The organism is Oribacterium sp. C9 (assembly GCF_002007235.1).
Classification (GTDB): domain Bacteria; phylum Bacillota; class Clostridia; order Lachnospirales; family Lachnospiraceae; genus Oribacterium.
The window spans coordinates 65,541-81,886 of sequence record NZ_MUHW01000012.1 but is presented as its reverse complement, the minus strand read 5'-3'; the positions used below and the strand labels follow the sequence as shown (position 1 = coordinate 81,886).

The following is a 16,346-nucleotide window of genomic DNA, read 5'->3' as shown; positions in this document are numbered from 1 at the left end:
TATAGCCGATAAAATGAGAGGGTATATAAATTTATGATTGAACTCATCCGTTTGAACGGAGAATGTTTATACGTGAGTTATCTACAGATCCTCAGTGTTGAGAAGATACCTGAGACCAAGGTGAAGCTGACTACAGGAGACTACTATATAGTCAAAAATACACTTGAGGATATAGAGGATCAGATAAAGAGATTTCTGCACGATGTTTTGTTATCGGGAAAAGTTGCAGTTTCGGATGATGGATGTGAGTGAGGGGGCAAAGGTCTCAGAGACCATATAGCAGTGTCGGTCCACAGGGATAAGGGACCGGTGTCCCATCATATGGAGGCTTAGGTAATGGATTTAACGATTATCATCGGTTGGATCATAGCAGCAGCTCTGATCGTCAACGGTATCGGAATGGACAAGCTGGGAAACTTCGTAGATATTCCTTCGCTGGTCATCGTAGTAGGCGGTACCATAGCCTGTCTCATAGCTTGTTACCCCTTCAGAATGCTTAAAGACATTCCGAAACACATAGGTACCTGCTTAAGAGGCGGAAAAAAATATGATGTTCCAAAGACAGTTGATCAGTTAGTTGATCTCGCCATGATAGCCAGACAGAGCGGACTTCTGGCACTGGAAGAAAAAGCTGGCGAGATAAAGGAACCGTTTTTTAAATCAGCGGTTCTCATGATCGTAGATGCAAACGACCCTGACAAGGTCAGGTTTATCCTGGAACGTCAGGTTGAAGATATGATGACCCGTCATGATGAGGCGAGAGGAATGTATGTAAAGGGTTCGGCCCTGGCACCTGCCTTCGGTATGATCGGAACTCTCGTAGGACTTGTAAACATGCTTAGAGGTATGGATCTCTCCGGATCAGGAGGAGCCAGTACACTCGGACAGGACATGGGTGTCGCCATGATCACAACATTCTATGGTTCCGCCCTGGCAAATGTTATTTTCCACCCTATCGCACAGAAGCTGGCAGTACGAGAAGGAGAAGAGGTTCTATACTGTTCAACAGTTATCGAGGGTGTCATCTCCATTCAGGCAGGTGAGAACCCTAAATATATAAGAGAACATCTTCTTGCATCACTGCAGCGTGGTCAGCAGACCAAGCTTCTCAAGAAGGCCGGAGACGGAGGAGGTAAGTAAGCCATGAAAAAGAAAGGAGGAGGCGGTGACGAAGGCGGAAGCTGGATGGACACATATGGTGACCTCGTAACCTTGCTTCTCTGCTTTTTCGTTCTTCTGTACTCCATGTCCAGTGTAGACAGTGCCAAGTGGGATCTCTTCGTAAGAAGTATCTACCCCGATGGAAAAACTCCTAGTGAGCGTGCCGCTGAAGCAAACAAGGACACAGCTCTCGTAAACAGCCAGGTGGTTGAAGACGGAGTACAGCCCGAGGGTATCATAGGAAATCCCGAGATCGAGGAGAACCTGATCGAGGAATCAGATCTTTCACAGATATACCTTCAGATCGCAAGAGCTCTGAATGAGGCTGGAGTTGAAGGTGTTACTGTCACAAGAGGAGAAGACTATACCTTCGTAGTATTCAAGGATAAAGCCTTCTTCGCGGGGGACAGTTCAGCCCTGACAGAACAGGGACAAAAGACTCTCGATATATTCTGTGATGTAATAAAGCACGACAATGAACTGATCTCACAGGTTAACGTCATGGGTCATACCGCTCAGGCAGATCCTATACGTATCAACAATGCGAGAAACGACCGTATGCTAAGCTCCATGAGAGCGGCAGAGGTTGTTATCTATATACAAAACAAGAACTTCTTGGATCCTGATAAGCTGGTAAGTATCGGTTACGGACAGTTCAGACCTCTGGAGGATAACAGCACAAGCGAGGGGCGTGCTGCCAACCGAAGAGTAGAGATCCTTATGATAGATAAGGACGGAGCCGTAAGGGATATGGATCAGTACTACAAGGAACTCAATGAAGGTGTGAACGCTGACACCACTATCATTACGACCGGTGAAAGCGCCGCAACGGCAGATGAGGGATTATCTGCTGATACAAGTGGAGAAACGACTGTCATCACCCCTGTGGGGGATGAAGCGTCGGATATCGGCTCATCCGCCGAAGGAGTGTCGGGGCAGGCTGAATACCAGGAATATGCAGCCAATGCAGTGGATGATATCAATTCACTGGATGCAGCTTTACAGGCCGATCAGGCTGTGTCCGGACAGGAACCTGCCGGATAGTAAAGAAGGGTTGTTAAACAGAGTATGAAGTGGGGTGTTTAACATATGGCAGACGTACTATCGCAAAGTCAGATTGACGAACTACTTAAATCCATGGCTGGCGGTGGCGGAGGAGGAAGTTCTGCACCGGCAGAAGAAAAAAAGGTAGAGGCTAAAAAAGAGGCTGCCGCAGAACCGGAAGTCAAGGAAGAAGAAAACTACAACAAGTATGACTTCTACAGTCCTCGTAAGTTCACGAAGGAGAAGATCAAGCTTCTGCGCAGTATATATGAGAACTACGCGCGTATCCTTACGTCACAGGTAAACGGTGTGTTCCGTGTAATGACGGATATCACGGTTATCGAGCTTAGAGAGAGCCGCTACTATGAGTACGTTAACATGTTCCATGAGAACGACTGTATGTCCATAGTTGACACGCACTTCAGCGATAAGGGAAAGAGCAACGTCCCCATGATGATCTACGCGACACCGGGACTGATCATTACCCTCATAAACCATATGCTGGGAGGCGGAGACTCAGTCATCCGTGTTGAGGATAACTATCGATACACAGATGTCGAGATGGCGCTCTATCGAAGAGTTCTGGACTATATCATCCATTCCATGGATGATGGCTTCTCCAACTACATAAACATCAATTTTAAGATGCAGAGAGTTGAAGAGAACCCGTCCATGACTCAGGAAATAGGTCTCGATGAGACGGTTGTCATCATAGTTCTGAACGTTGACGTTTCGGGACTTGCAGCCGAGAAGATAAGGCTGTGCATACCGGGAACACTTCTTGAACATATATTCAAGATCATAGATAACCGTAAGCACATAGCAAGAGGTTTCTCATATGAGAACAATTCTGATGTGATCCTGAATCACATCAAGGATACCAGATTCCCTATCACCGGACAGCTTGGTATCATCAGGCTGGATATCAGTGATGTATATCACCTTCAGGTGGGGGATGTTATAGATATGAACAAGTCTTCCAAGAGTCAGGTCAAGCTCTTTGTCGGCAGACAGCCGTGGTTCATGGGAACCATGGGCATCTACAAGAAGAACATAGCCGTAAGGATCGATGAAAGGATCAAAGCTGTGGGAAAAGAGAAGAACACTGAAGAGGAAGAAATCGCTGCACTGTTGGGTGAATCTGTGGAACAGAAGACCGGATAAGGCTTCATGACACAGTTCATTATATAAATGTAAACTATTTTAAAAGCTAGGAGAAAAAAAGTATGGCAAAGATTATGCTGGTTGATGATGCTGCATTCATGCGCATGATGGTTAAGAATTCACTTACAAAGGGTGGCTTTGCTGACTGTGAATATGTTGAGGCACAGGATGGCGCAGAGGCAGTAAAGAAGTTTGATGAGGAAAATCCTGATCTGGTTATCATGGATATCACCATGCCTAACATGGACGGACTGCAGGCACTTAAGAAGATCAAGGAGTCACATCCTGATGCAAAGATCGTTATGTGTACAGCCATGGGACAGGAATCAATGGTAGTTGATGCTATAAAGTCCGGCGCGAGAGATTTCGTTGTTAAGCCGTTTAACGCTGAGAGAATCACTTCTACAGTAAAGAACATCCTCGGCTCTTAAAGGTTAAGGACAGCATTCTCCTGCGACTCCGGTCTTTCGGAGCTGTTGTTTCAGTATCCGAAAAGCTGTTGTATAGAGAAAGAGGGATGAAGATGTCTTATTTGAGCTCTTTTGATATATGTGCATCCGGAATGAGCGCCCAGCGCATCCGGATGGACATAGCTGCAGAGAATATTGCCAATGTTGATACGACCCGTACCGAAGCAGGTGGACCGTATCAACGTAAGGATGTGGTGTTTGAAAGTTTTGGTGAGGGATCCTTCGCTGAGGCGTTCAGAAATGCCCAGATGGGAAAAGGCTTTCATACCGCCACAAAATCGGGAGTCCGCGTGTCACAGATAGTTGCAGATACACGTGAGATGAAACGAGTTTTTAATCCGTCACATCCGGATGCGGATGCAGACGGATACGTAGAAATGCCCAATGTTGATGTACTGAAGGAAACAGTAGACAGTATGTCCGCTACCAGATCATATGAAGCGAACGTTACTGCACTTAATGCTATGAAGGCGATGGCACAGAAGGCACTTGAGATCAAAGTTTAACTAGTATGAGGGGTAAAGGAGAGTAGCTAATGGGTGCTGGTCGCTTTAATAACATGGAAATCGACGCCATAGGCGAGATAATGAATATCAGCCTCGGCTCATCGGCAACAGCATTGTCTACGATGCTCGGCACGAAAGTTAACATAACTACACCTGTAGTACATGTGCAGAACCGTTCAGAGTTTGAGTTCAAGGAACTTGAACCGGCGGTCGGTGTAGAGATTTCATATGTAAAGGGCCTGGATGGCAGAAATGTCATGATGTTCAGCAGGAATGACGTACGTATAATCGTCAGCATGATGATGGGTATGGATATTCCTGAAGAAGATTTCGTTATGGATGAGATGAATGCATCTGCCATAAGAGAAGTCATGAACCAGATGATGGGATCTTCTGCCACAGCTCTTTCTGAGTTTCTGGGAGTAACGGTAGATATCTCTACTCCGGTTTCTTTCGAAGTTCCAAATGAAGAAGAATTCAAAGATAAGTATTTTGAGGGAGATGAGGACAGGGTCGTTGTATGCTTTACTCTGGAAATAGAGGATAAGCAGCTGGAGAGTGAGTTCCTGAACATCATGTCGGTATCACTTGTGAGGAGACTCCTTGTTCCGTTTGCAGAGCAGTTCGGAATAGAGCTCAGTGGTGATGCAGATGATGGAGCGGCACCAGAAGCAGAGCCTGCAGCTGAAGCAGCACCTGCTCCGGAGCCTGCACCTGCCCCTGCAGCTTCAGGATCAAGCGGACCGCTAGATCAGGCTACGGTTGATGCTCTTCTCAATGGAGGAGCAGCGGCATCAGCACCTGCTCCGGAGCCTGCACCTGCCCCTGCAGCGGCAGCTCCACCGCCACCAACTCCAGCACCTGCGCCGGCACCACAACCTGTGCCCGCAGCACCTGCACCACAACCTATGCCTGCAGCGGCAGCACCTGCTATGGCACCTCAGTATGTTCAGGCAGCTCCCGGAGCTCCGGATCCTATGACCCTGCAGCTGCTTAACCAGATGCAGCAGTCACAGACACAGATGATGCAACTTATCAAGGATATCGAAGAGGACAGAAGAGCAGGAAAGAACAGGCAGGGAGTAAAGGTTACTTCGCTCAATTCGCCTGAATACGGTGAAAGTGAGAATTCCGGAGAGCAGGATGAAAACAAGGAAATGCTTATGAAGGTTCCTCTGGAGATCTCGGTTGAGATCGGAAGAACCAAGAAGCTGGTTAAGGATATTCTTGAGTTTACCCAGGGTTCCCTGGTAGTTCTGGATAAGATGGCGGGTGAGCAGGCGGATCTCTATGTAAACGGAGAGTGTATAGCCCGAGGAGATATAGTTGTAGTTGAAGATAATTTCGGTATTCGTATCACCGAGATCGTCAATAAGGAAATAAATCCGGAAAGTTTGTGATCTTATGCATAGCACGATTTCACTTGTATCCGGTTTTCTGGTATTTGTTCTCATACTGCTGCTGGCTTACGCCTGCAGCAAGTATCTGGGCAAGACCTGGAATCGCAGCAGTACTGCGAAGTATATGGAAGTCATTGATCAGCTGGCAGTTGGACAGGATCGGCTGCTTCTGATCGTAAGGATAGAAAAAAAATACTATCTGATGAGCTCAAGTTCTCAGGGGATTTCTTTCCTCAAAGAGCTCGATGGCGATTTCTCGCCGGAAAGGAGTATCGAGGCTCCGGTTCATGGCGATTTTTCTCAGTATCTGAACAGATATTGGAAGCAGTTCAGAGACGGAAAGGATAGCAGTAAATGATAGGGGATTTACTGACTGGCTTAAACGGCGGAAATGTTCCGACACTTGATCTGATCTTCATGCTGACGTTGGTGGCGTTGGCGCCATCCATCGTAATTATGATGACTTCGTTCACCAGAACGATCATCATCCTGCATTTTGCACGTACCGCAATGGGTACACAAAATTCACCGCCAAACATGGTCATAGCAGGTATTTCTTTATTTCTCACATTATTTATCATGAGCCCTACCATAGCACAGATAAACGAAGTGGCTTACCAGCCATATCGTTCAGGACGTATAAGTCAGGAAGAGTGTATCAAAAGGATGGCAGGTCCTGCGAAGGAATTTATGCTCCGTAATACAGAGAAGGAGACTCTGGACAGATTCGTGGATATGGCTGATATAGCTGTTCAGGATGACGTAAGAGATTATCCTTTGACGGTGGTAACTCCTGCATTTATGACCTCTGAACTTAAAAGAGGTTTTACGGCAGGATTTTTGCTTTATCTACCGTTCCTTCTTATAGATATCGTAGTTTCTACGACACTTATGGCCATGGGTATGGTCATGCTGCCGCCTACTATGGTATCGATGCCGTTCAAGCTGCTTCTTTTTATAACTGTTAATGGATGGGAGCTTTTATTCTCCACTATCATAAACAGTTTCAGATAAGAAACAGCTACCCCGGTAACCTGACTCCGGAATCTGATGATGAAGGAGCCCATCGATACAGGAGAGAAAATATGACTACTGAACTTGCTCTCGATATGCTGAGACAGACCTTTCAGCTTGCTCTGGAGATAGCATTGCCGCTCCTTCTCATAAGTATGATAGTTGGTATCTGTCTTGCGATCTTTAGTGCCGCTACTTCGATCAACGAGCAGACACTGACGTTTGTTCCTAAGCTTTTGTCCATACTGACTGTGCTTGCGCTTTTAGGCAGTACCATACTTGTAAAGATATGTGATTTCACGGTTCAGATATTTGATCTGATCGCATCCGGAGGCTAGAATGATCATTTTATTTAGTTTCATCGTTATGCGTGTAACAGGAGTGGTGGAATTAAATACGATAATATCCAGATCAGAATTTCCCCGGACTATAAAGGGGATGTTCATATTTATGATATCTGCCATGGTTTTTATATGGACTGACGGCATGCTTATGGCTGAGCCTGAGACTCTTCTTGAGTATGGATTTATGCTGGTAAAAGAACTTGCAATCGGAGCATGTATAGGATTCGGGGTGGAGCTTACACTGGCGGTAATTCGCTTAGGCGGTACCGTCATTGATTTTATGATGGGTCTCAACATGGCACAGATGTATGATCCGTCTTCAAAGCAGCAGGTAACTCCGAACGCGAACAGATTTGCGCTTTTCATGTGCATGATCTTTTTTGTCACAAACGGTCATCTGAGATATTTTGAGATAATTTTTAATTCTATCAAGCTGATACCATTTGGGACGGTACAGTTAAATATCAATATAGCTACATATATGCTGGAGATGTTTAATGAATGCATGATTCTGGGATTGGAGTTCTGCTTTCCTATAATAGCTATCGAGCTTCTGACTCAGATATGCCTCGGAATACTCATGAGAGTCATACCTCAGTTAAATATATTTTCGGTGAATTTCCAGCTTAAGCTCATATCAGGTATGGTGATGCTGCTGGTTCTTTACAATCCTATGTCAGAAATGATCATAAACATACTGGAGGATATGTATCCTCATCTTGATGAGATAACCTTTATACTTGCCGGGTAGATAAGGGACCGGGAAAGACTGAAACACGATATACAGCTATAATTAAAACTTAATGAGAGGAGAGTACGTATGGCCAGTAGTGAAGGCGCTGACAAAACCGAGAAGCCTACCTCGCATAAGATAAGTGAAGCCAGAAAGGAAGGTAATGTCTGCCAGAGCAAGGATGTGGCAACAGTAGTTATGCTGCTTGGAGTTTTCGTGATGATACGCATCATGATCCCGACTATATATCAGTACATAATAAGTATGTTCAGGTATGTACTGGATTGTATAGCCCACTCTGAACATGATCCGCTAAACGGTACGCTTTTCTATCGTTTTATGATTTACGCTCTGGTATGTTCTCTTCCTATACTGTTTGTGGCAGTAATACTTGCGATACTGTCTCATGGGGTTCAGACCAGATTCAACTATTCAAAAAAGGCCACAAAGGTCAAATTCAGTAAACTGAATCCTATTTCCGGGATTAAGAAACTCTTTTCACTGAGTAAAGTCGTGGATGTCATCAAGAATATACTGAAGGTAAGCCTGCTTATCATCCTGCTCATCTTCGTTATAAAGGATAAGCTTCTGCCTATCGCGAGAACTCTGAATATGCATCCTTTTAACTCAACTATCATGCTTCTGGGATTCATATGGGATCTCATCATCCGGGTGGTGATAGCATTTTCTGTCATAGCATTTCTCGATTATCTGTATCAGAGATGGAAGTACCAAAAGGATCTCATGATGACGAAACAGGAAGTCAAAGATGAGATGAAGATGCTGGAAGGAGATCCGAAGATAAAGAACAAGATGAAGCAGATGCACAGAGAGATGACCAACCGTCGTATGATGCAGGAAGTACCAAGGGCTGATGTCATAATCCGAAATCCTACCCATGTGGCGGTAGCCCTTAAATACGATCCGGACAAGCATGGGGCACCATATGTTGTAGCGAAGGGGCTTGATCTGATGGCACTTAAGATAGTAGATGTCGGAGATAAGAATGATGTTCCATGGATAGAGAACAAGCCATTGGCTAGAGCCCTGTACGCAGCATGTGAGATAGGGCAGGAGATACCTGTGGACTATTACAGTGCTGTAGCGGAACTTCTGGTATTTATCTATCGCCAGAAGAATGGAGGAGAGCTACCGGCATAGAGTGATATCAGTTCAGAATAATGCCGGAGTGAAGCAGCTTAGCCATATACGTGTAACTGAAAGTAGATTCTTAAAAATGGCAAAAAACTGTAATAATTAAATATTATTACAAAAAAATTAATAGTTTTTATAATTTAATCGAGACAATATGATTAATTACATTTATAATAATCATATATCTTAATTATGTACGTAGGGTATAGAGAGTAGAATAAAAAGAATAAGAAAACAGATCACAGACTATGAAATGGACGAAATTTATTGCAGATAATTCCATAGTTGTTATGGCACTGGTCATCATACTGCTGCTGATCATCCCTCTTCCGCCCTTTATGGCGGATATGTGTATAGTCCTTAATATGGCACTATCCATGATGATCCTGGTCATCACTATGACGATCCACAGCCCGTTGGAATTTTCGATCTATCCGTCATTGCTTCTGTTAACTACACTGTTCCGTCTTGGAATCAATGTTTCAACAACCAGAAACATCCTGTCCACTGGCGGTTTCTCTGGACAGGTCATCAAGGCTTTCGGTGACTTCGTTCTGCAGGGAAATGTTGTTGTCGGTCTTGTAATCTATATCGTCATCGTTCTCATGAACTTCACAGTCATCACTAAGGGTGCTGAACGTGTAGCTGAGGTTTCAGCAAGATTTAACCTCGATGCTATGCCGGGAAAGCAGATGGCTATCGACTCGGATCTTAATGCGGGTCTCATCGATGAGCAGGAAGCTGCACGTCGAAGGATGAATGTTCAAAGAGAGTCCGATTTTTACGGCTCCATGGATGGTGCCACGAAGATCGTAAAAGGTGACGGAGTCATGTCACTGATCACTACCGCGATCAACCTGATAGGCGGTAGTGTCATAGGTATCGTTCAGTCCGGACAGGACATAGGTACCGTATTAAACACATACACTATTGCAACCGTTGGTGATGGTCTTGTGGGACAAATCCCATCACTTCTTATTTCTACAGCAACCGGCATGATCGTTACACGTGCCGTGGCAGAGGGATCACTTAACGAGGACATCTCAAAGGAGTTTTTGGCACAGCCAAGATCTTTTATGATCGCAGGCGGTGTCATTTGTGTACTTTGTATCATCCCGGGTATGCCGATCTTCCAGATCCTCTTAACAGGTTTTGGATTTATGGCAGCCGGATATATGATGCAGAGGAGGATACTTGAAGCTCCGGAGGCAGTCAGGGCTGAAGCATACAGGGCGGCCAGTCACAGTGCGAGACAGAGAATCGGAAATGTCGGCATGGAAGAGCCTGCAGGAGAAGAACAGGAAGCTAAAACTGAAAAGGCACCTGCACAGACGCAGGAAGAGTACTTCAAGGATGTCAACAATGTATATCATTTGCTTCAGGTTGAACCTATAGAAGTAGACTTCGGATACAGTCTCATTCCTTTGGCGGATGAGTCTGTCGGAGGAAGGCTGATAAGCCGAATTGTGGTATTCAGAAGACAGTATGCTCAGGATATGGGGTATGTCATTCCTTCAGTGAGGCTGAGAGACAGCGCGAAGCTGGGAACCAATGAGTATACCATAAAGATCAAGGGGGAAGTAGTTGCGGTAGGAGAAATCCTTACGGATTTCTATCTTGCACTGGAGCCCGAGCATGTTGAAAGGGAGATAGATGGCATAGAGACCATCGAGCCGGCTTACGGCATCCCTAGCAAATGGATAAAGCCTGAAAATCGTGAGAGAGCAGAGATGTACGGTTATACTGTTATCGATCCGCTTTCTGTGCTTGTATCCCATATGAGTGAGGTCATAAAACAGCATAGCTACGAACTTATCACCAGACAGGAAGTATTCAGGCTGGTGGAGAATCTGAAGAAATCGGCACCGGAGCTGGTGGGTGAGGCATTTCCAACTCTGGTTTCCTATAATCTTTTACAGAAAGTCTTGACACTGCTCCTTAAGGAAGGCGTATCCATCAAGGATCTGGAGACCATAGTAGAGACTATGGTGGACGTGATCACAGAGAACGGACTGCCTGTAAAGGATATAGATTCGATGGTCGAACAGGTCAGAATCTCTTTGAAGAGAACAATAACCAGGATGTATTGCGAAGACGGCAATATGAAGGTCGTAACATTGGATGCAGATCTCGAACGTTCCATGGTGAGCTCTCTGTCAAAGGGTGAGAACGGCTATTATCTGGCACTGAGTCCTGAGATCCTTCAGAGTCTCGTACGACAGGTTTCCGATGAGATGAAGAAATTTAAGGATCTTTCGCAGACACCGGTTATTCTTACTTCAGAGGTTATGAGAGCTCATTTCTATCATCTGATAGAGCAGTTCTATCCGCAGGTGAGGGTTCTGTCGTTTAACGAAGTGGCAAATAATGTTCAGATTCAGGCTATAGGAAGTCTAAAACTGGAAAATTAAATTTTAGGGGTTGAATTACAAAAAGTTTTTTTCAAATAAGTGGAATTAGTGACATTATTGTGACATTTTCACCATTATATTAGTGACAGGAGAAAAGAAGATCAGAACATAGTATAGGTATTTTAGTTAGAGGGGATGAGTTTTATGATGGATACAATTTATAGGGAGAGAGTAGAAGATCTTGAAACAAGGACTAACGAAGAACTGTTCTTAATCTACAAGAGGACGAGAGATAATCGGGTCAAGCAGGAGCTTACCATGCGTTACATCTACATCGTAAAGAGTGTGGCTTATCAGATGAGAGATGTTTATAACGACACCATGCAGCCTGAGGATATCATCAATGAAGGTGTCATCGAGATCATGAAGGCCATAGACCGTTATGATGTGGAGAAGGACAACAAGTTCGAAACATTTATCTCGAGACGTATACGCGGCATGGTCATAGATCTGATCAGAAAGAACGACTGGATGCCCAGAAACTATCACAGGGATCGCAAGAACATCGAAGATGCAAGAGATGAACTCCAGAGAAAACTTGGACACTGTCCAAGCGATGAGGAGATCTCCAAGTACTACAAGATGGATGTGAAGAAGATCAAAAAGGTCGATCGTATGCGAACCATGGTCAATGTACTTTCACTGGACATGACCTATGATGATAATGATGAGACGCTTTTTCAGGTGGCGTCAGAGGATGTAAATGTACAACCGGAGGGGAGTTTCTTGCAGGGCGAAACAGTAGCAACCTTGGCCAGAGCCATCGATTCTTTAAAAGATAGCGAGAAAAAGGTTATATCTTTATACTATGTTGACGAATTAAATATGAACCAGATTGCAGAAGTTATGAATATCAGTCAGCCGAGAGTATCTCAGCTTCATTCTATAGCTATAGAGAAGCTGAAGAGCTACATGGCCAGGATGTCATAATCTGTGAGTGAGTTTTTTGATACCCGCTATTTAATTTTTTTAGTGCGGAATTTAAAGGGTGTTGCCCGGACAGGAGAAATATGTATCAGGGTTTTTACAATCTGACATCCGGTATGCTGACTCAGCAGAGAAAGCTGAATGTAGTCAGCAACAACATGGTCAATGTACAGACGGCAGGTTATAAAAAAGATACTATGACGTCAAAGACATTTCAGGAGGAGATGCTTATCCGTACCGGAAAGTACAACAAAGATAATCCTACGGACCTCGCAACCACATCAAAGATAGTTACCGCAGAGCAGACCTACACTGACTTTGAGCAGGGAGCTTTCGAACAGACAGACGACATATATGATTTTGCTATAGGAGGCAACGGATGGTTCTCCATCCAGACAACGGCAGGAACGAGATATACGAGAGACGGTTCTTTTTCTGTTGACAGTGAGGGGTATCTGGAGCTTAACGGTCTCGGCAGGGTTTTGGGGGCTGATGATCAGCCCATACAGATACCAACTGAAAACTTCACTGTAGATACATCCGGAAACATACTTGTGGATACATCGAAAGCAGCTCTTTATACCGAAACTCAGGGAGCAGTTGCAACTGAGGAAGCAGCTCCGCCTGTTTCCTATGGTCAGATAAAGCTTGTTGATTTCGAGGATCTGTCACAGCTTCATAAGGAGGATAACGGGCTGTATTCCACAAATCAGGCAGCAACTGTAGTTAACGGTACTGATGGTACCCAGTTACAGTGGACCATGCTTGAGAAAGCAAATGTTGATATGGTGGATGAGATGACACTCATGATATCTTCACAGAGGGCTCTTCAGAGTGCGGCTCAGATGCTTAAGATGTATGATACGGTCATGGGAAAGGCTTCTTCCGATGTTGGAAGACTGTAATTTATGAGGATATTGTTTGAATGAGGTAATTCGAACTTTTATAGACAGGTCAGTTATGAGTTCGGGTAGGCTCGACTTGTGCATGGTCATGGAGGGCGATATATGAATATGTCATTTTGGACAGGAACAGTGGGAGCCGAAAATTTTACGAAGAGGCTTGCCATCACTTCCAACAATCTAGCCAATATCAACACTACCGGCTATAAAGCCAAATCAGCCCCATTCAGAGAGCTGATAAATTACAATTTGAACGACTCCAGAGAAGCCATAACAGAGCTTCAGGCAGGAGCAGGTGCCGTAGTGCACCAGACAAATATGAATTTCAGGCTATCAGGGCTTAATACCACCAATCAACCGTCGGATTATGCCCTGATGGATGATAATGCCTTCTTTATGCTTCAGGATCCGGGAGATAATTCCATTTCATATACCAGAAACGGTCATTTTCACAGTGGCCTTATGGCTGATGGGGAATTTTATCTCATGACAGAGGCAGGAAAATATGTTCTGGATCAGAAGGGTCAGAGACTGAAGGCGGATGTTTTGGATCTCGATAAGATCGCAGGTAAAGAAGAGACTTCAACAGAAACTACCACGGAAAATACCGAAGAAACTGAAGAAAAACCTACGGTTGGAGTTTATACTTTTCCACATCCGAGCCGATTATTAAGTAAAGGGGACAATGAGTTCATCGTGCAGGAGGGGGACACACAGAATACAGCGTCACTTATCAGAAATCCGACTATAGTGCAGGGTGCGATAGAAAGTTCCAGCACGGATCTGGCTAAGGAGATGACCAAGGTCATAGAAAGTCAGAGAGCTTTTTCATATGCGTTAAGGATGGTTTCCACTTCCGATGAGATAGAAGGTACCATCAATACTTTGAGATAAAATAATAATGTTTAAGTGGGGATAAAGTAATGAGGATAAAAGATTATAGCGAGATGAACCTTCAGGATCTGGATGTCATGAGGGAGATTGGAAGTATAGGAACAGGGCATGCGGCAACATCTTTGTCACAGATGCTCCAAAAGGAAGTCCGTATTACTATTCCTCAGGTCAAGATACTTGGTTATGACGAAGCTATAGAGGCGATCGGAGGAAACATAGAAGAGATCGTCGGCGCAACACTGGTAAAAATGGACGGGGATCTAAACGGTCTGATGCTGTTTCTCTTCAATCTTGAGTTCGCAAATACCATTTTTGATAAAATGATGGGTATATCCTACGCAGGATTCGAACAGATGGATGCGATGGCACATTCGGCCCTTACAGAGATAGGTAACATCATTATCTGTTCTTATGTCAATGCATTTACTGAACTTGTAGATATGAATATCTCTCTTTCGGTTCCCAGTGCAGCTGTGAACATGCTAGGAGCCATCCTTACAGTTCCTATAGCAGAGTATGGATATGAAACAGATAAGCTTATGTACTGCAGTGCAGATTTCGTAATAGATGGTAAGACATACAACGACTGGCTGCTCATGTTACCTGATATTGCATCCCTGAATCGTATATTGGAAAAGTTAGGGGTTGGTTAATCTATGGATAGACAGCTGAAAGTCGGGATCGGCGACATGAAGCTGACGCGCGGACAGGGTGAGATCATCACGTATGCGTTAGGCTCATGTATAGGAATAGCCTTTTATGATCCTGTTTTGAAATTGGGAGCATTACTTCATATCATGCTCCCTGTTAGACAAAACAAAGATGACGCTAATATACTGAAATATGCGGATACCGGTCTTGCAGAGACTATTCGTAAGCTTACAGCCTTTGGTATGGTCAAAAGCAGAGCCATCGTCAAGATTGCAGGTGGAGCCAAGATGTTCGAGATCAGCGGAAATGCAAATTTCGGTAATATAGGAGAGCGGAACGCGCAGACCGTACGTCAGATCCTGCAGCGGGATGGATTCCATATCCGTGCAGAGGATTGCGGTGCCAATTATGCGAGAACTATGAGCCTGGATGTGGCAACAGGGGACGTCGTGATAAAAACCTTTGGTCATCCGGAGAAACATTTATAATTTTAGCCGTTAGGAGGAAACCTGAATTGAAGAACAATAAAAAGGACGGAATTCTGCTTGAGTCCGGTACAAATGAAATTGAGATCATGAAGTTCAAGGTCATGGAAGAGTACTATGGCATCAATGTAGCCAAGGTAGTCGAAATCATGATGACCGAAAAAGTTAAACCTATGCCACACTCTCATCCTGCGGTTGAGGGATTCTTTAAGCCGAGAGATGTGCTTATTACGGTTATAAATCTCGGACAGTATCTTACGGGAGAACGTAAAGATTACGGTGACAGAGATTTGTTTATCATAACAGGTTTCAATAAAATGATGGTTGCCTTCAGAGTAGACAGTATCGAAGGAATCAGCCGTATTTCATGGAAGAGTATACAGAAGCCTGACAAGACTCTAGGTTCAGGAGATGAATCAGTTGCGACAGGTATCGCACAGTGTGATGATCAGCTGGTTACTGTTCTGGATTTTGAGAAGATCGTAGCAGAGATCTCTCCGGAAACAACTATTCAGGTATCGGAAATCGATGAGATGGGTGACAGACCTATCAATCAGGCTCCTATAGTTATCGCAGAGGATTCAGTCCTTCTTCAGAAGATGATACTGGATTCTCTTCAGAGAGCAGGCTTTACAGATATCAATATGTTCAACAATGGACAGGAATGCTGGAATTATCTTGACGGTCTGAAAGATGATCCACACGTCTATGAAAAGGTCAGCATCATAATAACTGATCTTGAGATGCCTATGATGGATGGTCACAGACTTACTAAGCTCATAAAGTCGGATACTCATCTCCGACATATTCCGGTGGTCATCTTCTCATCACTTATCGATGAGCAGATGCGTGCGAAGGGTAAGGAGCTGGGAGCTGATGAACAGCTTTCTAAGCCGGAGATCGGACATTTGGTTCATATCATGGATACTCTTATCGGAAGATATGAAGAACAGAGAAAGAAAAACTTTAAAGGTGCATGATATATTAAGCTGTAAGGCGGGCAGAAATGCCTGCCTTTATTGGATTTATGGGTAAAAACATAGAACGATAGTGTTTTTTGGATACTCGTGGTCTTTGTACACAGA

19 protein-coding genes are annotated in these 16,346 nt (G+C 44.4%); all 19 read left to right on the top strand.

The window, feature by feature from the left end:
• The first annotated feature begins 33 nt into the window (after positions 1-33).
• Positions 34-252: a flagellar FlbD family protein gene (locus BXO88_RS08955; protein WP_078037401.1), complete on the top strand. Its 219-nt coding sequence runs from the start codon at positions 34-36 to the stop codon at positions 250-252.
• 84 nt (positions 253-336) lie between these two features.
• Positions 337-1,140, top strand: coding sequence for a motility protein A (locus tag BXO88_RS08950; protein ID WP_078037400.1), 804 nt, complete (start codon positions 337-339; stop codon positions 1,138-1,140).
• Between the two features lie 3 nt (positions 1,141-1,143).
• On the top strand, positions 1,144-2,205 hold the full coding sequence (locus BXO88_RS08945) for an OmpA/MotB family protein (RefSeq protein ID WP_078037399.1): 1,062 nt from the start codon (positions 1,144-1,146) through the stop codon (positions 2,203-2,205).
• A 45-nt stretch (positions 2,206-2,250) separates the two neighbouring features.
• The gene (locus tag BXO88_RS08940; protein ID WP_078037398.1) at positions 2,251-3,369 is read left to right on the top strand and encodes a flagellar motor switch protein FliM; all 1,119 of its coding nucleotides are present in this window, start codon (positions 2,251-2,253) and stop codon (positions 3,367-3,369) included.
• Between the two features lie 62 nt (positions 3,370-3,431).
• Positions 3,432-3,800, top strand: coding sequence for a response regulator (locus BXO88_RS08935; RefSeq protein ID WP_044995439.1), 369 nt, complete (start codon positions 3,432-3,434; stop codon positions 3,798-3,800).
• Between the two features lie 92 nt (positions 3,801-3,892).
• Positions 3,893-4,345 carry a flagellar basal body rod protein FlgC gene (flgC, locus tag BXO88_RS08930; RefSeq protein WP_078037397.1) on the top strand — a complete coding sequence of 151 codons (453 nt, stop codon included), beginning with the start codon at positions 3,893-3,895 and terminating at the stop codon, positions 4,343-4,345.
• A gap of 29 nt (positions 4,346-4,374) precedes the next feature.
• The gene (fliN, locus tag BXO88_RS08925) at positions 4,375-5,745 is read left to right on the top strand and encodes a flagellar motor switch protein FliN (protein ID WP_078037396.1); all 1,371 of its coding nucleotides are present in this window, start codon (positions 4,375-4,377) and stop codon (positions 5,743-5,745) included.
• Positions 5,746-5,749: 4 nt separating this feature from the next.
• Complete coding sequence (fliO, locus tag BXO88_RS08920; protein ID WP_078037395.1) at positions 5,750-6,103, top strand: flagellar biosynthetic protein FliO; 354 nt, start codon at positions 5,750-5,752, stop codon at positions 6,101-6,103.
• Entirely contained in the window at positions 6,103-6,759 is a 657-nt protein-coding gene (gene fliP, locus BXO88_RS08915) for a flagellar type III secretion system pore protein FliP (protein WP_078037440.1), read from the top strand. Before fliO ends, fliP begins: the two co-directional genes overlap by 1 nt.
• Before the next feature lie 71 nt (positions 6,760-6,830).
• Positions 6,831-7,097: a flagellar biosynthetic protein FliQ gene (locus BXO88_RS08910; RefSeq protein WP_078037394.1), complete on the top strand. Its 267-nt coding sequence runs from the start codon at positions 6,831-6,833 to the stop codon at positions 7,095-7,097.
• A 1-nt stretch (position 7,098) separates the two neighbouring features.
• On the top strand, positions 7,099-7,854 hold the full coding sequence (locus tag BXO88_RS08905; protein ID WP_078037393.1) for a flagellar biosynthetic protein FliR: 756 nt from the start codon (positions 7,099-7,101) through the stop codon (positions 7,852-7,854).
• A gap of 69 nt (positions 7,855-7,923) precedes the next feature.
• Positions 7,924-8,997, top strand: a complete 1,074-nt coding sequence (gene flhB, locus BXO88_RS08900) for a flagellar biosynthesis protein FlhB (protein WP_078037392.1) — start codon at positions 7,924-7,926, stop codon at positions 8,995-8,997.
• A 242-nt stretch (positions 8,998-9,239) separates the two neighbouring features.
• Entirely contained in the window at positions 9,240-11,402 is a 2,163-nt protein-coding gene (flhA, locus tag BXO88_RS08895; protein WP_078037391.1) for a flagellar biosynthesis protein FlhA, read from the top strand.
• A gap of 144 nt (positions 11,403-11,546) precedes the next feature.
• Positions 11,547-12,332, top strand: coding sequence for a sigma-70 family RNA polymerase sigma factor (locus BXO88_RS08890; protein WP_139355554.1), 786 nt, complete (start codon positions 11,547-11,549; stop codon positions 12,330-12,332).
• A gap of 80 nt (positions 12,333-12,412) precedes the next feature.
• On the top strand, positions 12,413-13,234 hold the full coding sequence (locus BXO88_RS08885; RefSeq protein ID WP_078037390.1) for a flagellar hook-basal body protein: 822 nt from the start codon (positions 12,413-12,415) through the stop codon (positions 13,232-13,234).
• A 102-nt stretch (positions 13,235-13,336) separates the two neighbouring features.
• The gene (locus BXO88_RS08880) at positions 13,337-14,125 is read left to right on the top strand and encodes a flagellar hook-basal body protein (protein WP_078037389.1); all 789 of its coding nucleotides are present in this window, start codon (positions 13,337-13,339) and stop codon (positions 14,123-14,125) included.
• A gap of 29 nt (positions 14,126-14,154) precedes the next feature.
• Positions 14,155-14,778: a chemotaxis protein CheC gene (locus tag BXO88_RS08875; RefSeq protein WP_078037388.1), complete on the top strand. Its 624-nt coding sequence runs from the start codon at positions 14,155-14,157 to the stop codon at positions 14,776-14,778.
• Positions 14,779-14,781: 3 nt separating this feature from the next.
• Positions 14,782-15,264 (top strand): chemotaxis protein CheD, encoded by a 483-nt coding sequence (locus tag BXO88_RS08870; RefSeq protein WP_078037387.1) that lies wholly within the window; start codon positions 14,782-14,784, stop codon positions 15,262-15,264.
• Positions 15,265-15,350: 86 nt separating this feature from the next.
• A complete protein-coding gene (locus tag BXO88_RS08865) occupies positions 15,351-16,241 on the top strand; it encodes a chemotaxis protein (protein ID WP_078037438.1) in 891 nt (296 codons plus the stop codon).
• The last annotated feature ends 105 nt before the right edge of the window (positions 16,242-16,346 follow it).